We start from the raw sequence: 24,906 nt of genomic DNA, 5'->3' as shown, positions 1-24,906 counted from the left end.
AGAAAAATGAGTATTTTTGGATTAGTGTTTTTTACGATTTTAACATTATTACTAGCATACTATATTGCGGTTAATATTTATCGGTTTTTTAAAGATAAAAAGAAATATGGTAGTGAAGCAAACCAGCTACCAAAAGATTTTACTTATTCACAACGAATATTTATTGCAAAGTTTAAACGAAATTTGTTAGAACAAGATGAAAAAGAAATTAAAAAGTAGGTTTAGAAAATGTTTAAAAAAATAATTATTGAATTAATTGAATTAATTTATCCAACTGCTGATTTACCACCCCAAGTTGTATTTTTGTTTTCAATTTTAATAATTGTAATGCTCTTCTCAGCAATTATTTTTCTACTCTTTTGACCTTTTAAGCGGTAATTATTATGTTTTTAGTTGCTTGAAAAGATTTAGATTGAGAAATGACAAAATTATATTTTTGAGATTTATTTATTCAAATTAAAGTTATTCCGGCGTGAGTTTCTGGAAAAGAAATTGATTTAACTAAAGAACCACTTTGACTTTTAATAGCAAATATTGCCTTTTGAATGGTATTAGTATTCACTGTCTTATTTATGGTTATTTTATTTTATAAGGTTAAATCATATTTTGTTTAGAAAGGGGGTGATTATATGATTAGAACTTTTCTTGATGGAGCAATAACACCGGTAGCAATTACTGGCGAACAAGCGGTCACTAACTTATGAAAAGCATTAATTACAGCGTTCGGTAATATTTGAACTGATATTATTGGTGGTAATATGCCAAATGTCGTTAATTTCTTTGCTACATATTGAGTTTTCTTGCTTGGTGTGATTATTGGTTTATTTTTAATCGCTTTCAAAATGTTTGAAAAATTAATGCCCGGCAGATAATAATAAAAATAAAGAAAGTGTGATTTAAGTGATGCTATTGTTTAAAAAAATAAATTTAAGATTACATGATTTTGTGGCTTTAAATCGCACTTTATTTATTATTGCCTGAATTTATGGTGCGATTTTGCATTATTATAATCCCCAAAGTTGACGAATGTTATTTGATATTATTTATTTATTAATTGCTTTGTATATTTTATATACTAAAATTTCTCATTTCTTTGCTCGTCGTAGTTTTATTAATTTCTTATTAAATTCACCCTTAAATTTAGTCATTGGTGCTTTAGGGACCGGAAAAACTGCTTTGATGGTTTTAGCTTCTTACTTATTAAGTGGTTGAAAAACGATTTCTACTTTTCCAATTACCAATAAACAAATGCTTTCATTAGGGCATATGTCTTTATTAGATTATAATTATCCGATATTAGAAGAAAAGCATTTGCTGTTATGAGATGAAACTAACTTATTTTTAGAAGGAACTGACTATAAAGAAAATGATAGAGTAACCCAAGGTTTACAATATTGGTCGCGTTTAGTTTTCTTAGGTATTTTTTAAAAAAGAAAAAATAGTCATTTACTATAAATTATTTCAATATGCAAATTAAGTATATATTTCTTATGTATGATTTTTGTTGTAAAAAATTATTTTAATGTTGTTTTTATAAGCATTTTACTTAGTTTTTATAACCTTTTAATTAAGAATATGTTTGTTAATATTAAATATTTTGTTTTATTAATTATTTTTCAAGTAAAAAGGTAATAAATTTTTAGTTGCTTTTCTTTCAAAATTATTCAAATCTTTACCCACCTAACAAAACTTTATGCACCCAGAATATTTCGCTTCGGCTCGACAATTTACCCATATCGTATTAGCAAGCGGACAACGAGCTGAACATATATGAGTTAAAGTTCGTGATATTGCGAATTCAATAATTGTTGGCATTAGAAAAAAACCGGTTAGTATTTTCCGACCCTATTTGCAAGTTGTTTATGGCACTTTTAAATCGGTAAGCGAATACGAACAATGACGATTAACGCTAATTAATGCAAAAAATGATAAAAAAGGTCGCAAAATCAAGTATCGTAGCATTCCGGAATTAGATATTTATTTCTTTAAATTGAAAATTCCGATGTCAATTTTAAATCTTTATGATAATAAATATTTATCATTCTTGCGCGAATTAAGTAATCGTGCTTTGAACGATAATTATCAACATAAATTTTGAAATGATAATGTAATGGATATTGAAGCATTAGAATATTTAAAAATGGAAAAATTTAGTAAGATACTTACTAAGTTAAAAAATAATCTGAAGAAGAAAAACAAGTAAAGGAGTTTAAAAAATGGAAAACTTAGAAAAAATGGCTAGTTTGATTGGCGATATGTTTTATAAAGTTTTTGATTTAATTTGAACTTTAACCATTCCGGGAACAGATATTCGCATTATTATTTTTCCGCTAATTATGCTTGTAATAAATCTTGTAATTGGTGGGATTTTAGGTATTCATATTGAACGACCAAAAGTTAGTTTTCGTAAAAAATATCAAAAATCAGTTGCTAATTGAGGAGCAAAGAAAAAATCATCTAGTGGTCCAATTAAGAAATTCAGTGGTAATAGTCCTAAAAATAGACCGTGAGTTAATCAAAATGGACGGCGAATAAAAAGGTAGGTTTTTAAAATGTTTAAATTGATAATTTTATTTATTCTTGTTGCTGTTTTTTCTATTTTTGCTTTAAATGACTTTTTAGGTTTATGAGCCTATGTGCGTGAGGGTTTAGAATATTTTAATAAAGTTCTATCAAATAATAGGGCGCATAAAGTTTTGTTAGGTGGGTAAAGATTTGAATAATTTTGAAAGAAAAGCAACTAAAAATTTATTACCTTTTTACTTGAAAAATAATTAATAAAACAAAATATTTAATATTAACAAACATATTCTTAATAAAAGGTTATAAAAACTAAGTAAAATGCTTATAAAAACAACATTAAAATAATTTTTTACAACAAAAATCATACATAAGAAATATATACTTAATTTGCATATTGAAATAATTTATAGTAAATGACTATTTTTTCTTTTTTAAAAAATACCTAAGAAAACTAAACGCGACCCAAATAATATTAAAATTTTAGATTTGTTTAAACCAATGATAAGGTTATTTTCTCAACATCCGATTTTCCAAATTTTAGGAACGATTTGTATTTTATCGACAATATATTTAATTTTAAGGAGTTAAAAATGAAAAAATTAAAGAAAATATTAGGTATTAAATGATTTAAGGGCGCATAAAGTTTTGTTAGGTGGGTAAAGATTTGAATAATTTTGAAAGAAAAGCAACTAAAAATTTATTACCTTTTTACTTGAAAAATAATTAATAAAACAAAATATTTAATATTAACAAACATATTCTTAATAAAAGGTTATAAAAACTAAGTAAAATGCTTATAAAAACAACATTAAAATAATTTTTTACAACAAAAATCATACATAAGAAATATATACTTAATTTGCATATTGAAATAATTTATAGTAAATGACTATTTTTTCTTTTTTAAAAAATACCTAAGAAAACTAAACGCGACCATGATTTAAAAGCGTTTTAGGTTTTATACATTTTTTTATTATACTTCATAGTGTTGTTATTATAATTTGAATATTTTTAACGGTCCTTCAAATTAAAGGGGATAAATTTTTTAAAGATTTTATACCATTAAATTTTCAAAGTGTATTTTTTAAGGTGTATTTTTGATTATTAATTATTTATTTCTTAATAACTGGTATTAAGTTAATTATTAGGGGTTATTATTTTAATAAAGTTTTTAGAAAGCATCAAATTCAAGTTGTTAATTGCGAATGTCCACAACATCAACAGTATAAATTTTCTGATGCTGTTAAAACAATGAAAAAGAATTTTAAGGCGTGATGAGATGCATAAGATTATTTCTTGATTTATTATAATGTTTATTAGTTTGGTGCCGTTAGGGGCGTTTTTTGATACAAAACAACCACCAAAACCTAATATGGAACAATTCTTTATGAAACGAGAAAAACGAGCCACAAACCCTAGTCAATGTGGCAATAGTTGTAGTTTCGAATTTAGTGTTCTTAAAAATACATTTTTTAATATTGAGAGTTTTCCTGTTCCTTCGGCGGGTAGAATTACTTTTTTTGATGATAATGTTTCTTTTCCATCTGATATAGTTAAAACTAGTTTTCTTCTTGAGAATCGTCAATCTGGTAATTTGATAGGGTCGCGTTTAGTTTTCTTAGGTATTTTTTAAAAAAGAAAAAATAGTCATTTACTATAAATTATTTCAATATGCAAATTAAGTATATATTTCTTATGTATGATTTTTGTTGTAAAAAATTATTTTAATGTTGTTTTTATAAGCATTTTACTTAGTTTTTATAACCTTTTATTAAGAATATGTTTGTTAATATTAAATATTTTGTTTTATTAATTATTTTTCAAGTAAAAAGGTAATAAATTTTTAGTTGCTTTTCTTTCAAAATTATTCAAATCTTTACCCACCTAACAAAACTTTATGCGCCCATTTGAGCGTTTTTTTGAAAAAAATGGTTTTCGAACTCGTAAAGTTATTGGTAATTTTTCTAATACTCAGAATTTTTTTGTTGAAGGTTGGCAAATTTCTGAACTTGTTAATGTTAAAATAATTTTTGCTTTTAAGAGTTGAAAAAAGATTAGTGATTCTCAATATTATATTCGAGAGTTTACTGCCAATTTACCTTCTTTGCCTGAAAAAGATAATGAACAATCATTACCTACGGAAATAACTAAAAATGATGGCGAGTATCAGTATAATCAGTTTCAAGATAAACTTGATTATTTAATGATACAACGCCGAGATTTTGATAAATTTAATTATAGTTATTTATATTGAGTCCCAATTTTTAATTTCTTTGATGATAATTTTAAATATATGAGTGAAATTTCAATTAAATTAAATGGTTTTAAACAAAATAGTAAATTTAATTTAAGTCGAAAGACTTTGTATGATGATTATATAGCACAAGCTATTATTTTTACAGAACTTTCCTTTTCTAGTTTTGGTGATGTTATTACTATAAAAACTAATGGGGTTGACCTTATGGGTGATATTGAGTTTTTAGAGAATGGTAAATCAATTTTAAAATTTGGGTCACGAACAAGTTTTGGAGGAGATTTTATTAATACCTTTTTTGGACAAGTTAATTATTATGGTAATACTTTCTATTTTTTACGCTATGATGATAAACTAAAAACTAATTTTAAAGATTTTATACTTTATTATCAAAAAGATTTAACTATTGATTTTATTAATGAGTTATTTGATAAAATTTATAAAGTTTTAGGTGAGTTTTTTGTACAATTCTTTTATGCGAGTTTTGATACAGATGCCTCTACTTATGTAGAATTAGATTACAAAGGGATGCAACAAATTCCTAAAAATGTTTTACAAATGGGGTTTTTCTATCGTTCCTTAATTACTTTTTATCCCAAACAGTATTTAATTAACTTTGGTTCAACAATCGAAAATAGTAAGAATATGATTTTTCGTTCTTATTTTTTTGTTAAAGATAAACAAACCGCCAATGGTTTTAATACTGGTAAAAGCTCTTATCAAATAGATTTTAATGTGTTAAAAGCATATGATAACCAATTATGAAACGCTACTAGTAATAAACTTCATTTTTACAATGCCAAAGTTGATGTTATGTTTGGAATTAATATTTTTACACTGACCTTTCCACTATATAAAAAGAAAGGTGAAAGTACTGAATATCATTATTATTTATACGATTTTAACATTTTGAATTCAACGGCTTTTATTGGTGGTGGAATAAGTGGTAATGTGGATGACTTAATTTCCACGCCTAACTGTTCTTATTGAGGTTTATTTAGTGCAATATCTTGTGATATTCAACACGCTTCTGTTGGCCTGTTAAATTGATTACTTGGTATTTCAGGGATTAATCTTTTAATTCGCCCCCTTGCGGATATTGCCAAAACAACAATTAGTTCTACCAAAACTGCCTTTCCGGTATTTGAAGTTATTCCGGCGTTTCAGATGTTATTTGAGTTTGTAGTGCCATTAGCAATTTTACTAATGCTATTAAAAAAGTTTTCTTAAATATTGCTAATATTTTTATATAAATATAATTTCTTTGAAAGGAGGAATTTTTTATGTGAAAAATTTTATTAGCTTTAAATTTATTATGTGTAATGTTTTTTTCTGGATGTAATAAAGCAAATATTTCTGAATTAGGAGAAGAAAATATTTGTGGTAATAGTTGTAGTTTCGAATTTAGTGTTCTTAAAAATACATTTTTTAATATTGAGAGTTTCCCCGTTCCTTCGGCGGGTAGAATTACTTTTTTTGATGATAATGTTTCTTTTTCATCTGATATAGTTAAAACTAGTTTTTTTCTTGAGAATCGTCAGTCTGGTAATTTGATAGAGCATTTTTTTCAAAAAAATGGTTTTCGAACTCGTAAAGTTATTGGTAATTTTTCTAATGCTCAGAATTTTTCTGTTGAAGGTTGGCAAATTCCCGAACTTGTTAATGTTAAAATAATTTTTGCTTTTAAGAGTTGGAAAAAGATTAGTGATTCTCAATATTATATTCGAGATTTTACTGCTGATTTACCTTCTTTACCTGAAAAAGATAATGAACAACAATTGCCTAATCAATTAAAAATTTAATAAATATTATTGAAAATCGTATTAAAAAAATACGATTTTCTCAATTTAAGGAGTTTTAAAAAATGAAATATATTATTTCTCAAGCTGATTTAGCGGATTTAAAAGCAAAAATCCAAAGTTGACTAAGTGCTAATTGCCGTAATCCTTATTACTATAAAACTAAAAAACGCATTACTAACTATTTAAATTTATGTACTTATTTCTATATTGAAGAAACTACTTTAACAAAACTTATTAAAAAATATTTTAAGAATGCAACTAAAACCTTTTATCGTTGGGCAGAAAAAATTATGACCGCTTATTATTCTGACAATTTAGATTTGTTATTGTTTAAAACTACAAAACCACAAAATCTTAATTATCAATATAGTTTAAATTCTCGCAAAAAAGTATGTGATTTATATTTTGATTACAAAAATTTTCAAGCTGGCGGAATGTGGTCTTTATTTAACAATTTAAAAATCGGTTTTCACGATGTAAAAAATTCAGAAGTTCCGAAAAATATCAAAACTTTTTATCGTTGAATTAAATCCGACCCTCGCTGAAAAGAATTAAAACAGCAAATCAAACAAACAAAACGCCATTTTAAGCGTTATGAAGTCTCCGAGATTGGGCTTTTACAAATAGATGCTAAAATTATTACCACATCAAATTTTCCGGTTGATAAAAAATATTACATTTATGATTTCATTGACGAAAAAACACGGCTAGTATTTGGTTATGTCTATGATAGTTTAGGAACTAATAACGCGATTAATGCTGTACAAAGAGCAATGAAAGATTTTAGTGAACTTGGTATAACCATTAAACGCCTTCGTACTGATAATGCTCCGGAATTTACCACTACTAATTGAAGTAATAAAAAAGCATACAAAGTAAAAGAAAGGCCTTTTACAACCTTTCTTTCAAAAAACGGAATCGTTCACGAAACCACACCAATCCGTTCACCGCAAAGTAATGGGAAGATTGAACAATTCCACAAACATTATACCAAATTATTTTATGCTAAGGATAAAAAATTAAATCAAAACGAACTCCAACATTATTTAAATGAATATTATTATTTTTATAATTTTGAACGCCGTCATTTATCTTTAAATAATAAAACCCCATTTCAAACATTACAAAAACTTTTAACAAAATAATTTCTAGATATTTTGAATAAATATTTTCTTTTTTATAAAATAATAGATTATAAAAATAACTACAAGTAAAAGTGATAATATTTTTTAATTAGCTAAAAATACTTATTAACATTCCTGATATTGCTCCTAACCCGGCGCCAACGGCTGCTCCGATAGGACCGAATGAAAATGCTCCTATCGCGGCACCAGTAGCAGTAAGCACAGCCACACTTGATGTTTTAGCAATAATTAACTCAGATTTTTCCGACATAGAAGAAGCTCTAAAAATTTTATCTTTATCTTCATTTGTAATTACTGATGCACCAACTTTTTGATTTAATTGATTTATTTTTTCATTTTGTCAATTTTGTAAATTTCAAGTTGGTTGTTGTTGTTTTTCTGTTTTTAATTGCTGTGCTCAATTTTGTAATTCTTGTTGAAATTGAATACTTTGATTATTAAAATTTTGTTGAGATTGTAAAAAGCGTTGTTGAGCTTGAGAAAATTGTCAATGATTTTGTGTCCTTTGAAATTCTTCTGCTGCTCTTTGATAATCTAATTCAACATTTCTTCATTGTTGTATAATTGCTATTCAACTTTCTATTCCTCATCTTTTAGTTCGTTTTAAAATTTTTTCTTCTGTTTTTATAGATGTAGGCTTGTTTGCAACCAATGTTATTACTCCGCTTCCTGCTATTGTTATTGTCCCTAAGATTGCTAGTAATTTTTTCATTTTTATTATTCCTTCTTTCTTTAATTAACATAAATACTATTATTTGAATTTTCATTATCTCAATATCCAATAGTATTTGTTTTGATAATAATTGATTGTTCTTGTTTTAAGTTTCTTCAAACTTCATGAAATTCAGAAAAATGTTCTCAAATGAAAATGGCCATTATTTTTATATCTTCTTTATTTATAGAACCGCCCACCCCACTATGATTTGATTTTGGTAAATTAGATATTAATACCATAGTTTGTTTTAAAAAATCTACTTTACTATCTGGCTCAAATTGATAAATAATTTTAAAAGCAGTATTTGATGATAATTTTAATTTTAATTCATCATGTTCTAAAAACTTATATCATTTTTCAAACAAATTATTATTATTTAATATTTTTTGTATTTCATAAGAAGGCGGACTTGTGGCGATTACTATCGGCAGTGTAGTGCCTATAATTGTTATTGAACTTAATAAATTAAGTAATTTTTTCATATTAATAAAACCCCTTTCATGAATTTTTACTAATTAATAAAATTTACCAAACAATCAACAACCTTTCTTAAATTTGTAAAGTTCAATTAATACAAATTAATTATAAATAATTAAATAAAAATATCTACCAAAAATTAAATTCGCTTTTATATTATATCTTAAATAGTCTAAAAATAGTCTAATGAAAAAATGAACCTGCATTAGGTTTATTTTTTAAAATTTACGGGGTGGCTTTCTTTCATGATTGTCTTCTGGTTTACAAGTCGGACAGTCACTACAGTTATTTATATTATTACTTTGATGTTCTGCTCCCGGTGTACGACAAGTACATTGGCAGGCAACACAGCGTAATCTACAATTATCAGTCATTATTTCTCCTTTCGAGTAATGTCTCTTAATTGTATCACATAATTTAGGATTGCTTGTCTACTTAATAATTAGGGATATATTTTTTAAATTATTAATTAATTTAAGTAATAAAATTATATTTAAGTTATTTTGTAATATACCACAGACTTATGACAAGCACAAGAGGGTTTTTTTAAAAGGTCGCGTTTAGTTTTCTTAGGTATTTTTTAAAAAAGAAAAAATAGTCATTTACTATAAATTATTTCAATATGCAAATTAAGTATATATTTCTTATGTATGATTTTTGTTGTAAAAAATTATTTTAATGTTGTTTTTATAAGCATTTTACTTAGTTTTTATAACCTTTTATTAAGAATATGTTTGTTAATATTAAATATTTTGTTTTATTAATTATTTTTCAAGTAAAAAGGTAATAAATTTTTAGTTGCTTTTCTTTCAAAATTATTCAAATCTTTACCCACCTAACAAAACTTTATGCGCCCTAATATAAAATATATTTGAATTATTTTGATAATTTATTATATAATTATGTTATGAAGAGAAAACAACAAAAAGGTGGTCTAATGAATGACAATGATAAATCATCTAGCTCTATTATATAAAATCTCGCAACTTAAAGAAAAGTTATACATTGACTTATTAAGAAAATTAGAAATTAAAAATCTAATGCCTGTACATATAAATATTTTATTAGTAATTGAAAAGATCAAAGATAAACCCATTATTGTTAATGTTGCAAAAGAACTTTGCAAATCCAAAGCTGACACATCAGCCGTGATATCAACATTAGTTAAAAAGGGATATATTACTTGTAAAGTTCTTGCTAGTGACCGTCGTTCAAAACTATTAACTTTAACTCCTAAAGCACAAGAAATCATTAAAAAAGCGGCATTAATCAAAGAACAAATTGATAGCATTTTGTTAAATAAATTAAATAGTATTGAAAAAAATATGCTTCATTCTTATTTATTAACCGCAGGAAACAATTTAGAAGTAGCTTTAAAATCTGACTCTTCATTAGTTTAAAGTTAACAATATAGAAAAAAACCTTGTAATTTTACAAGGTTTTTTTCTAATTTCCAAAATCAAAATTATTAGGGTCAGGACCTTTTCTTGATTGTGGTAAACTATCAATTCACTTCATATGTTCATCACTAATTTTAAAATCATCAATCGCACTATTTTCAATAATTCGCGTCTTATGCATTGACTTGGGAATTATTAAACTTTGATGTTGATAAGCCCATCGTAAAAATAATTGTTGAATGGTTTTATTATATTCACGAGCAATCTGCTCACAAGTTTCTGGTAAAGAGTCATGATATTTCATTGTTCCTCAACCAATAGTTATAATATTATTTTTTTGATGATATGCTCTTAATTCTGTTTGATTTAATCCCGGATGAAACTCAATTTGATTAGCAACTGGTAACTCTTTAGCATCTTGTTTTAATTGTTCTAACTGCTCAATATTAAAATTACTAACACCAATCGCACGAGCTTTTTTAGCACGATATATTTCCTCTAATACTTCTCAAGCAATTTTACGATTATTTCACGGTCAATGCATTAAAAATAAATCAACAAATTCCAAACCTAATTTTTCTAACGAGCTATCAATCTCTTGTAAATACTGTTCTTTTGTTAATTCATTACCTCAAAGTTTAGTCGTAACAAAAATTTCACTGCGAGAAATCTTACTTTCTTTAATTGCTTGCCCAACGATTTCTTCATTCCCATAAATTTTAGCCGTATCAATATGACGATAACCCTGATTTAAAGCTTCTAAAATCGCTTCCTTACCTAATTCATTATTTTCAATTTTATATGTTCCAAAACCCATAACTGGCATCATAATACCATTATGTAATTTAACTTTTTCATCTAAAATAGTCCTTTTTTTCATAAAAAACCCCTTTATAAATATTTATTTACTATATTTCATTTTATGGCGGAGAGTACGGGATTCGAACCCGTGGAATCCTTTGGGATTCATCACCTTTCCAAGATGACTGTTTAAACCACTCACACAACTCTCCAATGGTGCTGGTTAAGAGAATTGAACTCTTGACCTCACCCTTACCATGGGTGTGCTCTACCGACTGAGCTAAACCAGCAATTGATATTTCCTTCTCCATTATAACTTGTTTGCGACATTAAATAAATGATAATAAAATCTCATCTAAATTTTCTCACTCATCTTGATAACAAAAAAGAAAATTATTTTTAATATTTAGTTTCTTTTTTACTATTAGTTTATTAATCGCATTTTGAAAATATTCATAAGCTACTTGATTTTGCTTTATTCGCAAATCAACGCCTTCAATTAGTCCTAATCCCATAATAAAAATTTCTCCATAATATTCTTGTTTTGTAATTTTAGTAATTGTTTGTCGCCATAGTGGATATTCATTAGTATTTTGGCAAATAACTATTTGTGAATTTTTATGAAAAGAACTAGCCCCCATACCAACACCTAAATAATTTTGTAAAGTTCAATAACTATATTGATGTTGTGATTTAATGCCTTTATTAGTAATAAAATTATTTTTCTCATAAGGTAAATAACCATTTTCTTTTAAAATATTTTTTAATCATTGATATGTAATTACAACACAATTATTATCGGCTTCATAATAACTAATATGACCAACAGGTAATTTTCTTAAAATCTTTAAATCATTTTCAATAACAGCTTTAGAATATCCTTTTAAATTATAAAATAAATCAATTGCTTGATTTTTAAAACCACTAACTAATGCTTTATTAATTTGCTTAACATAATTGACATTATCACAATAATTATTTTGTAATAATACCGCCTGACTAAACGAAATTACTTTTCATATTAACCGATTAACACCATAACTATTTCATAACAAAAATAATTCATCAGTATTATTACAATGTAATTCTAAATTATATTCAATAATATTCCTTGCTAATGGTTGTAATATATTTAAAATTCGCTGTCATTGTTCAAAATCAAGGTCACGAGAACAATTAACAGCAATATATATTGTTTGTAACTGCTGTAAATTTTCTCGCTCAGAAATTATTTCTTGTTCAATATTATCAATAATAACATTAAAATCTTGTTTAACAATTAATTTTTGATTAATATTTTGCAAGTGATAATTTCCATCATTACTAATAAAAAGATTTACAAATAAATGAAAATACATTTTAACTTGAAGTAACCTTAATTTTTTTTCGTCGCAATATTCAAATCGGAATCGCAATAACAAAAAACATAATCGCAATAATTGTTAATCAAGTTCATAAACAGCGACGATTTATTATTCGCTTTAATTCATACATTTCATAAGGATTAATAATTTCATAACCATAAAAACCAATAATATTAGCTTTTCTTTTACGAACAAAAATAATATTTAATACTTGTAAAAAAAATAAGGCAAATAATATTCCTGTTAAAATAATAATTTCTGTTGTTAAATCTCTAATCGTCATATCTAAAATTAAAAACCCAAAAAGTTTTGGCTGTGTTGCACCTGATAATCCATAAAGAATAGCAATAATTGCAGCACCAATAATATACAAAGGAAAAGCTACTCAATTAATAATAATACTACGAATATGCATTTTTCGATAATTAGCAATAATAAAATTAGGAATAACATTATTTCCTAATTTAGCTTTTTTTAAATATCCTTCCACTTCTTTTTTAATTTTAATTCAATCAAACAAAGAAATAAAAAATAAACCTAATGACACAATACATAACGGTATCATCAAAGTTGGATGCGGAATTAAATTTTCATTGTCAATAACAATATTTTGTTGCTTTAAAAATCACAAAATTAATGGTATTGAAGAAGCGATTATTCCTAAAAAACCAATAATCATTGTTAAAACCAAACGATATTTTTCACTACGAACCTCATTAGCAATTTCTTTAGGAATAGTTTTTAAACTTAACGAACGATACGGTATCTCTTGTCCTCGTGGTTCATCATATGATAAATATGGTTCTTGATATGCTTTTTGATATAAAGTTGGACTATAATCATTATGATTATCCTCTAAAAAATCATTAGGTGATGAATCTAAAATTGGTTGTTGTGGTTGTGGATATTGATAAGAAGTTATTGTTGGCGAATTTTGTTGGTATGGCGTACCACCAAATTCACGATTATAACCATTTTTAGGACTATAAACTCTTGCTTTTGGTAAACTATAATTTTCTTCATAATATGGTGGTGGTTCTTTATTAATACCAGAATTAAAATATTTTTTATCATCAACTGTAAACTCATAACGATTAATTACGCGGGGAACATCATTTTGTTTTTGTTTTCTTTCATAAGGAAAATACGGATCAAGTTGCTCTGCCTTTAATTTATTATCATTAAATCGTTTTTGTTCTGCTTTATTAAAAAACTTATCCACTATTTTTTCTTTTCATGACATATCTATTGCCTACCTTATAAAAATATAACTATTTATTTTTTAATGCTTGCCCCATTTTAATTATTTCTGATTCAATATTATAAATTAATTTTTCATTTTTAAATTTTTCTCAAGCTGAATTTTTCAAGTTACGATTGCGATAATTAATAACCAATAAAATCACACTAATAATTGCAATAAATACTACTCCAATAATAATACAAGAAATAATTAAATATTGAATTGCTAAATTTTGTCCTAAAATATTAATATAATCTTTTTCATTAGTTAGAAATCCTTGCAAAATAATTACCTTCTTTATGATTATCTTTAAATTACATAGTAATTATATCGTAATCATTACATTTTTTAAATAATTAATAATTTTAAGGTCGCGTTTAGTTTTCTTAGGTATTTTTTAAAAAAGAAAAAATAGTCATTTACTATAAATTATTTCAATATGCAAATTAAGTATATATTTCTTATGTATGATTTTTGTTGTAAAAAATTATTTTAATGTTGTTTTTATAAGCATTTTACTTAGTTTTTATAACCTTTTATTAAGAATATGTTTGTTAATATTAAATATTTTGTTTTATTAATTATTTTTCAAGTAAAAAGGTAATAAATTTTTAGTTGCTTTTCTTTCAAAATTATTCAAATCTTTACCCACCTAACAAAACTTTATGCGCCCACATGAATTCATTCACTAATAAAATTAGTAATTATTTCTTATTTTTTTTAATTGGTTTTATTACAAAATAATATAGTAAATACCAAAATATTAAACTAGTTGCAACTAAACTAAAGGCAATGATAATAATTATTTTTGTACCAATTTTATTTTTTTCTTCAATTAATTTTTTTATCGTTGACGATTGTGGTCCATTATTTAATTTTGGTTGTTCTAATATAGGAATTGATTCAATATGGGAACCAAAAATATATTTGCTATTATTAGTTGCTTGAACAATAATGTTTCGATTTACAGTTCAATTGCTATCATTTAAATTATCAGTGTTAATATAATAATCATTTTTTTCAGTAATTCCTGGAAATTTATTTTCTAATTGTGTTTTTATTTTTTGAACAATATCATTTTTAATGACTGTACCTTCTATTGTGCTGACATTTTTACTGTTAATTATTTTATATGGTTGTAAATTAAATGGAACAGTTTTTATATGTGGCTTTGCTATTATTTTAGCATCTAATAATAATTTAAAAATTCTTTTCTCCACTGAATAATACATATTATTATTGTTATCAAAAGAAATTGCATTAATAGCACCATTTATTCCATTAATTTTTCTCACTGTTGTTTCACCACTTTTTAAAACTTCTATCCCCGCAACTGTTCCAAAGTAAACATCATTATTACTATTAATAGCAATCGCACGAACAGCATCATCAACACCATCAATTTTAGTTGCAGTAGTTGCACCAACTTTCAAAACATATGCCCCTGCTTCATACTTAGAATAATAAATATTATTACTACTATCAATAGCAATTGAAAAAAGATCAGTAAGAGAAGAGAATTTATTTACTGTTGCTTCGTTTGCTTTTAAAATATAAGTGTTATTCTTTGTTCCAAAATAAACATCATCATTACTAGTAATAGCAATACTGCGAACAACACTACTAACGCCTTCAATTTTAGTTGCAGTAGTTGCACCAACTTTCAAAACATATGCGCCATTGCTAAAAGTACCAAAATAAATATTCTTATTGCTATCAATAGCAACGACACGAATATGGCGATATTCATTAACATTTAAAGCATCCTTACATAATAATTTTGCTTTGTTAGTTTTTTGGTCAATAACATAAGCACCGTGATAAGTTCCAAAATAAATGTTATTATTAACACTATCAACTGCAATAGTACTCACATTATGAAGTAATTCCTCCTTATTACTTATTATGATTTCTTCACCAAGCGGTTTAATATCATTATTAATAACAGTCTCGATATTACTTGTTGGCACTGGTAATGTTGGTGCTGTTAAACTCATTATACTTGCAATAGATAATAATACTTTCATTTGTCAGCTCCTTAAATATGATTATTTACCATAAATTTTAAGATTTTGGATTAGAAATATTATACTATTTTTTTGATAATTTTTATTTATTTTTGATAATTTTAATTTTAGATACTATCTTCTAGTTGTTTACTCCTTAACATACAAGCATTTACAGCATCACTAATAATATTTTGCAAGTTATTAGTTTCAAAAACTTTAATTGCTGCCATTGTTGTACCATCAGGCGATGTTACATTTTCTTGCAATTTTTTTAGCTCTAAATCACTATTTAAAATATTTGTCGCAACACCAAGTAATAAACCACCAACAATTGTTTTGGCTTCATCTTTACTAAGATTATTATTTTCAGCAATTTCTATTAACGGTTGTAATCAATGATATAAATAACCACTAGCACTACCACAAATAGCAATAAACAAATGAATTTGTTTTTCACTTAATGAAATGGTTTTACCACAATAATTAAAAATGTTTAATGCTTGCTCATTAGCAATAACATTACCCTCTTCACAAATCATTGTCATTGAATTATTAAACTGACAAGAAGTATTGAGCATTACTCTTGTAACCTCACAATCTTTAAATATTGTTTTTAACAATGTCATATTAATTCCCGATGCCACAGAAATTATTATTTTCTGAGTAAATAAATTTGTTAACTGCTCTTTTAATTTTAAAATATCTTGTGGGGTTAATGCTAAGATAATTATTTCACAATCCTTTAAAAATTCTCATTGTTTACTTACACTAATATGACGATTATTTCAATATTGAAAACTTTTATCACTATTAATAACAACTTTAATATTTTCATTAGTAAAAGCATTAGTATTTAATAACCCATCAATAATTGCTTTCCCCATATTACCAGCACCTAAAAATCCAATTTTCACTTTAATTAACTCTTTTATATGTTTGTAATAATTATGACATAAAAAAAATAACCTTTTAGGTTATTTTAAGCTCGGTGCTGATATTTACCATCAACTGTGGAAACAACAATATAATCATCTGTATTAATAAATAATGGTACTTGTAATGCTAATCCAGTTTCAGCAACTGCTCTTTTGCTTGGCGAAGAACTACTATCACCTTTAACAGCCTGTTCAGCTTCAATAATTTTTAAAGTTACTTTATCTGGTAACGAAATCGTTAAAATTTCATTATCATATTGTAATACTTGAACTGGTAAATTAGAAGTTAAAAACTTTAATTCTCATGCCATTTTTGTTTTATTAATTTCAACTTGTTCATAACTTTCATTATCCATAAAAATCAAGTTATTGCCATCACTATATAAATATTGCATCACGCGTTTATCAAGATGCGCCCGTTCAACTTTATCACCACTAGTAAAAGTTAAATTAATAATTGCATTGCTTCGCAAATTTTTAACTTTAGCTTTAACATTTGCTTGGCCTCTTCCAGCTTGAGCACGACCAGTATCTAAGACTAAAAATAGATTACCACTATGTCTAAAAGTCATGCCATTGCGTAAATCATTAACATTAATCATCTTTATTTCTCCTTTTGCTTTTGCAACTTATTTCTAATTAACAAAACTTGTAAATTCATTATGGCATTAATTTGATTTGGGGTTAATTTATTGATAATATTTTCATAATGAAAAAGTTTGTCGGTTCACATTTTGTTAAATAATAACTCATATTTATTTTCTAAATTTAGTCCAAACATAATTTGTTCATCACTAACAATTAAACAACCGTGCGTTTTATTAATAACAATAATCTCATAAATAAAATTATTATCTTTAATTAATAATTCGTCTTCAATAAAATAATTGTGGTCTTGGACTCATTTACGAATTTTAGACATTTCATTATTTGTTTGAATTATATAACGATTAATTGATTGATAATCATTAGTTAAAATATTAATAATTGTCTTGGCACCTAATCCCGCAATAATAACACAATTAATGTTATCACTAGCATTAATTCATTTAATGCCATCTCCTAAAATTGGAAAAATATTATTTTGTAATTGATTTTGAATAATATTTTTCTGAGCTTGTACTAATGCTTTAGGATTAATATCACTAACAAAAATATTATTCATTCCTTTTTTCTTTACTAAATAAATAGCAACTAAACCGTGGTCACAAGCAATATCAGCAACAATATCATTAGGATTAACTAAATTAGCAATTGTTGCTAAACGATGAGATAGTTTCATTATTAACCTTTATAAAAATCTTTCAAAACTCTTGACTTTGAAGGATTTCTTAGTTTGCGACAAGCTTTAGCTTCAATTTGACGAATTCTTTCTCTGGTAACACCAAATTCACTACCAACTTCTTCTAATGTTTTTGGTGAATCATACTTAGTTAAATGTTTATCAATAACATAATCATTTAAATTAATTACCTTTTCAATTGGCGTATCAAACTTAAAATCTAAATTCATTATTTCACTAATTAATTCATCTTTTTCGCTTCCCTCTTCTGCTAAATCAACTAGCGATCGAATTTTAGTTGGTAGTAAACCAAAACGCATCCGAATAACCTTTTCCTCGCGTTTATTTAAGATTTCTTCAAAAACCTTATCTAATTGTTCTCGTAATGATTCTCGTTCAGCATAATCATCTGGTGAAAAAATATCTTTGTCTTCAACAAAATCAGCAAAGTGTGTATCATCTTCTTCGCCAATTGGTTTTTCTAAAGAAACTGGTTCCATTGATAATCGTTTAATTTCACGAACTTTTTCAGCAGTCATTCCCAAACCAATTTTTTCTGCAACTTCAGTATGGGTTGGTTCCCGACCTAATTCTTGAGTTAATTGGCGTTCAATTCTTGTTAATTTATTAATAGTTTCCACCATATGAACCGGTATTCTAATCGTTCTTGCTTGATCAGCAATCGCTCTTGTAATTGCTTGACGAATTCATCAAGTTGCATAAGTAGAAAATTTAAATCCTCGGCGATAATCAAAACGATCAACTGCTTTCATTAAACCAATATTTCCTTCTTCAATTAAATCTGAAAAATCTAAACCACGATTAGTATGCCTTCTAGCTACTGAAACAACTAACTTTAAGTTAGAAATAATTAACTTATTTCGTCCATATTGTTTAATTTCAAGATCAGATGAATCCAACATTCTTGCATATTTTACTTCTTCTTCTTTTGTTAAAATTTTACTTGAACCTAAACGATTAAAGTAGGCTTTAATAATGTCATGAATTTTAGTTTCATTAGAAATACTTGGACCATTATTTTTAAAGTTAATAATAATATCATCATCTTCATCAAAAATAGCTCGCTCTTTAACAATATCATCATCTTCAAAATCAGAATGTTCTAAATCAATATCAACTTCAACTTCATCATCATCAACTAAATCGGTTCAAACAACACCATCATTTTGTAGTTCATTAATAAAAGATTCTAAGAGTCCATCTTCAATATCTAACATTTCAAATGCTTTTAAAACCTCTTCTTGACTAATATGATTATCATTTTTTTTAATCTTTTTTAATAAGTCATACTTAATCTCATCAAAAGTTTTTATTTTTTTAAATATTCTTTTTCGCATCTATTGACCACTCTTTTCTCTTTTAATATTTTTTGACAAACTAATAATTTTTTCCCCAATTGCTATTTTTTCATTAACATTATTAGTTGCTAATCATTTTTTTGCTCATTTATCTTTTTCTAATTTAATTAAATAATTATAAATAGTTTCTTGACAATCATTAATTAACTTAGGGCGATAAACAAATTCTTGTTTATTATAAAGACTATAAATCATTTCTAACGACTTTTTTACTTGTTCTTGTTGTAATGATTTTAGAAAATCTTCATAATTTACTTTTCCTGCTTGCGGATTTTTATCATATCAACTAATAATTTCTGATAATAAAACTTTTTTAATGGGATCAATTAAGGAAAAATTATTTAATTCGCTATTAGTTAATGTTTCTTTTGTATAAAGTAACGAAAATATAATAATATTTTCCGATTTCTCAATCGGATTTAAATATAAATTCTTATTAGCCCCAGCATTTTTAGGATTTATTTTATCAGTAGTTTCTATTGTTTGCTTAGCAAACAATGTTTGTTCAAGGATTTTTTTATTCAAATTAGTTATTGTTTCCAACTTATTTAAATAAAAATTTACTTCAACAGCACTATGTAATAACTGAAAAAATGGAGTAACTTTTTTTAAAAGTTCAGTCACATTATCAATTTTCTTTAAATCTAAATTATTTTGAAAATAATTTAAAACAAAGTCTAAAGGATGAATACTATTTTTAATTAAAGCGCGAACTGCTACTGCACCTTCTTTTTTAATTAAATCATCGGGATCCAATGTTGTTGGATTGTTTACTACTTTAACATTAAATTTGTGATATCATAATTCACTAATCATTTTAAACGCAGCTATAATTCCAGCATCATCACCATCCAAAAATAAAATAATTTCATTAGTAACCTTTTTTAATATTGAACAATGTTGTGCACTTAAACTTGTTCCCATAATGGCAACGGCATTGTTAATGCCAATTTTGCTTAAAGCAATAATATCCATAAATCCTTCACAAATTAATAAATACTTATCTTGATGCAAATGATTTTTTGCAAAACTTAAGTTATACAATAATTGATTTTTTTTAAAAATATTAGTTTCTAAGATATTCATATATTTTGGTTGTTGATTTTCCAAATATGAACGGCTCGAAAAACCAATGATATTATGTTCTATATCACGAATCGGAAACATAATCCGATTTCTAAAATAATCATTAAAATGATTATTTTGATAAACAACTAAACCAGAAATAACTAATTCACTAGGTTTATAACCTTTTTGTTGTAAATATGCTACTAGTCCATCTTCGCTAGGCGCCAATCCAATACTAAATTGTTGTCTTAACTTATTATCAATATTTCGCTGCTCTAAATATTTTTTTGCTTGAATACCAATTTTGCTATCTAAATGATACATAAAGTATTCACAAGCTAAAGCATTAATCGCAAATATTTTCAAAGTTTCACTATCATATTTATTTTTTGTTCATTGCTCTAATTCTTGTAAATCAATATTTACAAGTGCTGCTACTTCTTTTAAAGCTTCTAAAAAGGAAATTTTTTTATATTTTTGCAAAAAAGTAAATACATTCCCAGAAGCTTGACAAGAAAAACACCGATAAATTTGTTTTTCAGGAGAAACACTCATTGAAGGCGCATTGTCTTCGTGAAAAGGACAAACTGTTCAATAGTTACGACCTTTTTTTTGCAATTTTAAATATTGACCAATAATTTCAGTAATATTAGTTCTCGTTCTAATGAGAGAAATTTTTTCAGGATTAACCATACTAGCTTTATTTCTCCTTACACTTTAATTTTGTTCTTGCAAGTGTTTAAGGTATTTTCTTAATTTTCTAACTTTTACTCGTTTTTGCACCATCGTGTCGCGAAAACGCACCGTTACACTTCTTCTTCACCGTCTTAAGCTTTTAAAATCAACCGTAATACAATAAGGCGTTCCAATAGCATCTTGACGACGATATCTTTTCCCAATATTTTGCGTTTCATCATAAGTTGCTAAAAAATCGTTAGCTAACTCTTCATATAATTTATACGCTTCTTCATTTAATTGCTTACTTAAAGGTAAAATAGCAATATAATAAGGAGCCAAATTATGATTTAATCGCAATATCGTGCGTTTACTATTATCTGGCAAAATCTCAACATCATAAGCATCATTTAAAATGGCCAACATTAATCTGCCAACACCGACTGACGGTTCAATAACATTCGCAAATATCTTCGCATTTAATTCTGAATCTAAATAACTTAAATCTTCACCACTATGTTCACTATGCGTTTTTAAATCAAAAGAAGAACGATTACTAATACCCCATAACTCTTGCTTACCAAAAGGAAAATTATATTCAATATCCACAGTTCGCTTCGCATAATGAGCTAAAACACTATCTTCGTGTTCATTTAAACTAAAATTACCCTGTTTAATACCAACATCTAATAAAAATTGCTGACAATAACTTAATCAATAATCAAATCACTCCGTTTGATCATTAGGATTAAAAAAAAATTCCAATTCCATTTGCTCAAATTCTCTTGTCCGAAAAATAAAGTGTCCCGGAGTAATTTCATTACGAAAAGCTTTTCCAATTTGACCTACCCCAAAGGGCAATTTCTTTCTTAAACTTCGTTGAATATTTTTGAAATTTACAAAAATTCCTTGCGCTGTTTCTGGTCGTAAATAAACAACACCTTGATCATTTGCTAAAACCCCTTGTTGAGTTTTGAACATCAAATCAAATGAACGAACCGCTGTAAAATTATTATTCTTACAATTAGGGCACACAACTTGATGTTCTTTTAATAAGGCTTGCAATTCATCAGCACGCAATTTTTGAAAATCAACAGTCACATTGCTTAACAAATGATCCACCCGAAACCGCTTAATACAACTTTTACAATCCACAAATAAATCGTAAAAATTATCAAGATGCCCCGAAGCCTCCCAAACACTACTGTTCATAACAATGGCACTATCCAGTCCAACATTCAAAGGATGCTTCGTCACAAACCGTTCCCATCACAAATGTTGCAAACGATTTTTCAACTGTGCTCCCAACGGACCATAATCCCAACTATTACTTAACCCACCATAAATTTGCGAACCCTGAAAAACAAAGCCATACTCCTTCAAATGATTAACTAACAATTCCATTCTTTTATTAATATCCACCATAGCAACCCCGCTCTAAAAAACAAAGACCCAAGACATTATTCATTCAAATACTACTTAAATAAAACCCGAGTTCTTCACAATAATTGTATTAAATTTTTATTTACTTTTTATATATGCAATAGCAATATCTAATGCACCAAACAAGTATAGAATATACCGTATATTTTGTCAACCTATTATAAGGGTGTGTTACTTGTAGATTACACAGTCTTATTACATAAATTCACTAATTTTAAATATTAGAAAATATTAAATAGTTATTTCATCAATATATTCCATTTGACTAACTAATAAAATTAAACCAAAGATCGTTCCTAATAACATTGGAAAACCTAACATAATAATACTAATGGTAATAATTAAAAGTTTAATAGAACTAATTATTTTATTAGTTAAAACAATTGTTGTTAAAATAACACTAATAATTCCTACAATACAGAAAAATATTATAAAAATTAATGCTTGAGTTTCAAAATGAGCAATACTTTTTGCTAATCATGCAAAGTAATTACTAATGCTAAAAATAATAATTGCTTGTGCAACTGGCAAAATAGCCATTACTAAAGCTCCTTTTGAACCTATGGAAAACATTTTTTTGCTATTACGATTAATAAAAGTATTATTTTGTGATGATAATACAATCAATATTCCTGTAAAAATAAAAAATATTGTAAACATACTTGTAGCACTAATTAATATTCCGTGAATAATCCGAAAATATGAATATCTTAAGAAAAATCCAATAATGTTTACTAATAAGCCAATAATCATGGCACCAAAATTAATCATCAAAGAGACTCATATTCACTCAGTTGCTTTTCAATTTTCTTGAAAATAACCATATAAATAAGATAAATCAAATAAACAGAACGGTAAAAAAATAATAAGAAAGATTTGAATAGTTCCTGAAATAACTATCCCACTATAAAATAATTTATCTTTATCTAAAATCATATTTTATTTTCCCATCACATAGTCTATTTTCCAACAAAATAAAGCGGTATTAAAGCATAAAAATGAATAACCACGCCATTATTATTTGCTCAATGTAAATATGAAATAATAGTTTTATTTACTATTCACTAACCTATTTCTTAATGTATCAATTATATATATCTATCCTTAATTTTTTGATTAGAACTCATAAATTCAATGTCAGTCATTGTACCGGATTCAAAAAATTTGTTTCAAACTAGTAAATCCACAATTTTCTTAAGGTCACTGAACTCAAAACTAAGTCTGTAAATTTTATTTTTTAATATATTAAAAAGAAAAAAATTATATTTACTAGTAAAAGTTTTCCTATTAACATTAAACTTCTTCTCTAAAGTAATATTTTTTTGAAAATGTTTTAATTTAACCTTTTTTATCTTATTATCTTTTAAAATAATTATTTTATTTTGCTTAAATCTTTGAAAATTTGCAAAATATACTTGATTTCACTTACAAATTTCAATTATGTCATTAATTTCTATCTTATTTAAACTAAAAATATCATTTGCTTTTTTATTTAAAATAGAAACTCGTTCTTGTTGTTTAATTTCAAATAAATAAGCATATACAGCTAATTGTAAGAAATGAACATCAGTAACTCTGCTAACACATTTAAATTCCCAAACATTCTTACTTTTAAAATCAATGCAATCAATAAAACCATTTAAAGTTTTATCATATAATTCTGCAACTTTAGAATGAGTATATGGTTGTTCAAATGCACTACCAGTAGAAATATGATATTCCATCAGTTGCATAAAATTACTTAAATTTTCTTCTGTAATTCAATTATAATTTTCATTACTAATTTGATTTAACTTAAAATTAAACTTATCAACAATATAAATTCATATATTAGCTAACAGCAATAAATCTTTAACCGGCAATTTTTCATTTTCGTATAAACCTTTAATGAACTTTTCGTGTTTAAATAAATCAGGATATTCTTCTTTTGTGTAGTCTCTTCTTTCCTTTAAAAAATTTAATAATAAATTTAAAGAACTAACTTTTTTAAGATCCTTTTTACAATGTCACTCATAATAAAGTGGTATCGCTGTCCCCGTTATATTAGAAACTTGTTCAATAAAACCTTTTTCTTGAACATAATCTTTTAAATTTAACACAGTAGTTTGTGGAAAATCTTGATTAATATAATCTTCAACTTTTATTTTTTCCATACAATTCTTAACAATATTTGATGGAACATGCCTTACTAAATCAACAACACTAATACTTGAAGCTTGATAATTAAAATTATCAGGGCGCATAAAGTTTTGTTAGGTGGGTAAAGATTTGAATAATTTTGAAAGAAAAGCAACTAAAAATTTATTATCTTTTTACTTGAAAAATAATTAATAAAACAAAATATTTAATATTAACAAACATATTCTTAATAAAAGGTTATAAAAACTAAGT

At 25.9% G+C, this 24,906-nt stretch carries 28 protein-coding genes and 2 tRNA genes; 13 read left to right on the top strand and 17 right to left on the bottom strand.

Annotated features, from left to right (window positions below):
* The first annotated feature begins 6 nt into the window (after positions 1-6).
* The 11 genes from AAHF53_RS01920 (at position 7) to AAHF53_RS01870 (ending at position 7,724) form a co-directional block, all read left to right on the top strand.
* Entirely contained in the window at positions 7-219 is a 213-nt protein-coding gene (locus AAHF53_RS01920) for a hypothetical protein (RefSeq protein WP_342190054.1), read from the top strand.
* A gap of 164 nt (positions 220-383) precedes the next feature.
* Positions 384-614, top strand: a complete 231-nt coding sequence (locus AAHF53_RS01915) for a hypothetical protein (protein ID WP_342190053.1) — start codon at positions 384-386, stop codon at positions 612-614.
* Between the two features lie 15 nt (positions 615-629).
* Positions 630-872: a hypothetical protein gene (locus tag AAHF53_RS01910; protein ID WP_342190052.1), complete on the top strand. Its 243-nt coding sequence runs from the start codon at positions 630-632 to the stop codon at positions 870-872.
* Between the two features lie 31 nt (positions 873-903).
* Positions 904-1,428 (top strand): hypothetical protein, encoded by a 525-nt coding sequence (locus AAHF53_RS01905; RefSeq protein ID WP_342190051.1) that lies wholly within the window; start codon positions 904-906, stop codon positions 1,426-1,428.
* A gap of 265 nt (positions 1,429-1,693) precedes the next feature.
* Positions 1,694-2,203 (top strand): hypothetical protein, encoded by a 510-nt coding sequence (locus AAHF53_RS01900; protein WP_342190050.1) that lies wholly within the window; start codon positions 1,694-1,696, stop codon positions 2,201-2,203.
* A 13-nt stretch (positions 2,204-2,216) separates the two neighbouring features.
* Positions 2,217-2,543 (top strand): hypothetical protein, encoded by a 327-nt coding sequence (locus tag AAHF53_RS01895; RefSeq protein WP_342190049.1) that lies wholly within the window; start codon positions 2,217-2,219, stop codon positions 2,541-2,543.
* A 1,069-nt stretch (positions 2,544-3,612) separates the two neighbouring features.
* A complete protein-coding gene (locus tag AAHF53_RS01890) occupies positions 3,613-3,810 on the top strand; it encodes a hypothetical protein (protein WP_342190048.1) in 198 nt (65 codons plus the stop codon).
* Positions 3,803-4,156, top strand: a complete 354-nt coding sequence (locus AAHF53_RS01885) for a hypothetical protein (protein WP_342190047.1) — start codon at positions 3,803-3,805, stop codon at positions 4,154-4,156. Before AAHF53_RS01890 ends, AAHF53_RS01885 begins: the two co-directional genes overlap by 8 nt.
* Before the next feature lie 264 nt (positions 4,157-4,420).
* Positions 4,421-6,007: a hypothetical protein gene (locus tag AAHF53_RS01880; RefSeq protein WP_342190046.1), complete on the top strand. Its 1,587-nt coding sequence runs from the start codon at positions 4,421-4,423 to the stop codon at positions 6,005-6,007.
* Positions 6,008-6,060: 53 nt separating this feature from the next.
* Positions 6,061-6,579 carry a hypothetical protein gene (locus tag AAHF53_RS01875; protein ID WP_342190045.1) on the top strand — a complete coding sequence of 173 codons (519 nt, stop codon included), beginning with the start codon at positions 6,061-6,063 and terminating at the stop codon, positions 6,577-6,579.
* Positions 6,580-6,641: 62 nt separating this feature from the next.
* Positions 6,642-7,724 carry a DDE-type integrase/transposase/recombinase gene (locus AAHF53_RS01870; protein ID WP_342190044.1) on the top strand — a complete coding sequence of 361 codons (1,083 nt, stop codon included), beginning with the start codon at positions 6,642-6,644 and terminating at the stop codon, positions 7,722-7,724.
* Positions 7,725-7,812: 88 nt separating this feature from the next.
* Here AAHF53_RS01870 and AAHF53_RS01865 read toward each other — a convergent pair whose 3' ends face one another.
* Complete coding sequence (locus AAHF53_RS01865) at positions 7,813-8,436, bottom strand: hypothetical protein (RefSeq protein ID WP_342190043.1); 624 nt, start codon at positions 8,434-8,436, stop codon at positions 7,813-7,815.
* Between the two features lie 20 nt (positions 8,437-8,456).
* Positions 8,457-8,921 (bottom strand): hypothetical protein, encoded by a 465-nt coding sequence (locus AAHF53_RS01860; RefSeq protein WP_342190042.1) that lies wholly within the window; start codon positions 8,919-8,921, stop codon positions 8,457-8,459.
* 936 nt (positions 8,922-9,857) lie between these two features.
* Here AAHF53_RS01860 and AAHF53_RS01855 point away from each other — a divergent pair.
* Positions 9,858-10,316, top strand: a complete 459-nt coding sequence (locus AAHF53_RS01855) for a hypothetical protein (RefSeq protein ID WP_338968751.1) — start codon at positions 9,858-9,860, stop codon at positions 10,314-10,316.
* A gap of 46 nt (positions 10,317-10,362) precedes the next feature.
* On the opposite strand, the gene AAHF53_RS01850 is transcribed toward AAHF53_RS01855, so the two are convergent.
* The 6 genes from AAHF53_RS01850 to AAHF53_RS01825 form a co-directional block, all read right to left on the bottom strand.
* Positions 10,363-11,196: an aldo/keto reductase gene (locus AAHF53_RS01850; protein ID WP_342190041.1), complete on the bottom strand. Its 834-nt coding sequence runs from the start codon at positions 11,194-11,196 to the stop codon at positions 10,363-10,365.
* 43 nt (positions 11,197-11,239) lie between these two features.
* Positions 11,240-11,329, bottom strand: a tRNA-Ser gene (locus tag AAHF53_RS01845).
* 2 nt (positions 11,330-11,331) lie between these two features.
* Positions 11,332-11,407: transfer RNA gene (locus AAHF53_RS01840), tRNA-Thr, on the bottom strand.
* A 39-nt stretch (positions 11,408-11,446) separates the two neighbouring features.
* The gene (locus AAHF53_RS01835) at positions 11,447-12,475 is read right to left on the bottom strand and encodes a hypothetical protein (RefSeq protein ID WP_338968755.1); all 1,029 of its coding nucleotides are present in this window, start codon (positions 12,473-12,475) and stop codon (positions 11,447-11,449) included.
* Between the two features lies 1 nt (position 12,476).
* Positions 12,477-13,724, bottom strand: coding sequence for an MSC_0882 family membrane protein (locus AAHF53_RS01830; protein ID WP_342190040.1), 1,248 nt, complete (start codon positions 13,722-13,724; stop codon positions 12,477-12,479).
* 28 nt (positions 13,725-13,752) lie between these two features.
* Positions 13,753-14,007: a hypothetical protein gene (locus AAHF53_RS01825; protein WP_338968759.1), complete on the bottom strand. Its 255-nt coding sequence runs from the start codon at positions 14,005-14,007 to the stop codon at positions 13,753-13,755.
* A gap of 332 nt (positions 14,008-14,339) precedes the next feature.
* Here AAHF53_RS01825 and AAHF53_RS01820 point away from each other — a divergent pair, with 332 nt between their 5' ends.
* Positions 14,340-14,468 carry a hypothetical protein gene (locus tag AAHF53_RS01820; RefSeq protein WP_342190038.1) on the top strand — a complete coding sequence of 43 codons (129 nt, stop codon included), beginning with the start codon at positions 14,340-14,342 and terminating at the stop codon, positions 14,466-14,468.
* Here AAHF53_RS01820 and AAHF53_RS01815 read toward each other — a convergent pair.
* The 9 genes from AAHF53_RS01815 to AAHF53_RS01775 all read right to left on the bottom strand — a co-directional run bounded on the left by AAHF53_RS01815 (position 14,429) and on the right by AAHF53_RS01775 (position 24,758).
* Positions 14,429-15,751, bottom strand: coding sequence for a hypothetical protein (locus tag AAHF53_RS01815; RefSeq protein WP_342190037.1), 1,323 nt, complete (start codon positions 15,749-15,751; stop codon positions 14,429-14,431). The genes AAHF53_RS01820 and AAHF53_RS01815 overlap by 40 nt on opposite strands.
* 107 nt (positions 15,752-15,858) lie before the next feature.
* Positions 15,859-16,647 (bottom strand): pyrroline-5-carboxylate reductase, encoded by a 789-nt coding sequence (locus tag AAHF53_RS01810; RefSeq protein WP_342190036.1) that lies wholly within the window; start codon positions 16,645-16,647, stop codon positions 15,859-15,861.
* A gap of 65 nt (positions 16,648-16,712) precedes the next feature.
* Positions 16,713-17,270: an elongation factor P gene (efp, locus tag AAHF53_RS01805; RefSeq protein ID WP_342190035.1), complete on the bottom strand. Its 558-nt coding sequence runs from the start codon at positions 17,268-17,270 to the stop codon at positions 16,713-16,715.
* A 2-nt stretch (positions 17,271-17,272) separates the two neighbouring features.
* A complete protein-coding gene (locus tag AAHF53_RS01800) occupies positions 17,273-17,950 on the bottom strand; it encodes a class I SAM-dependent methyltransferase (RefSeq protein WP_338967955.1) in 678 nt (225 codons plus the stop codon).
* A 2-nt stretch (positions 17,951-17,952) separates the two neighbouring features.
* The gene (locus AAHF53_RS01795; RefSeq protein WP_342190034.1) at positions 17,953-19,308 is read right to left on the bottom strand and encodes a sigma-70 family RNA polymerase sigma factor; all 1,356 of its coding nucleotides are present in this window, start codon (positions 19,306-19,308) and stop codon (positions 17,953-17,955) included.
* Positions 19,309-21,090: a DNA primase gene (gene dnaG / locus AAHF53_RS01790; RefSeq protein WP_342190033.1), complete on the bottom strand. Its 1,782-nt coding sequence runs from the start codon at positions 21,088-21,090 to the stop codon at positions 19,309-19,311.
* Positions 21,091-21,114: 24 nt separating this feature from the next.
* A complete protein-coding gene (locus AAHF53_RS01785) occupies positions 21,115-22,488 on the bottom strand; it encodes a glycine--tRNA ligase (RefSeq protein WP_425289527.1) in 1,374 nt (457 codons plus the stop codon).
* A gap of 258 nt (positions 22,489-22,746) precedes the next feature.
* A complete protein-coding gene (locus AAHF53_RS01780; protein WP_342190031.1) occupies positions 22,747-23,451 on the bottom strand; it encodes a hypothetical protein in 705 nt (234 codons plus the stop codon).
* Between the two features lie 152 nt (positions 23,452-23,603).
* Positions 23,604-24,758 (bottom strand): hypothetical protein, encoded by a 1,155-nt coding sequence (locus tag AAHF53_RS01775; RefSeq protein ID WP_342190030.1) that lies wholly within the window; start codon positions 24,756-24,758, stop codon positions 23,604-23,606.
* Positions 24,759-24,906: the final 148 nt, after the last annotated feature.

The sequence above is a fragment of the Spiroplasma endosymbiont of Dilophus febrilis genome (assembly GCF_964030685.1).
GTDB lineage: Bacteria > Bacillota_I > Bacilli_A > Mycoplasmatales > Nriv7 > Nriv7.
This window is presented reverse-complemented; position numbering and strand designations above follow the sequence as displayed.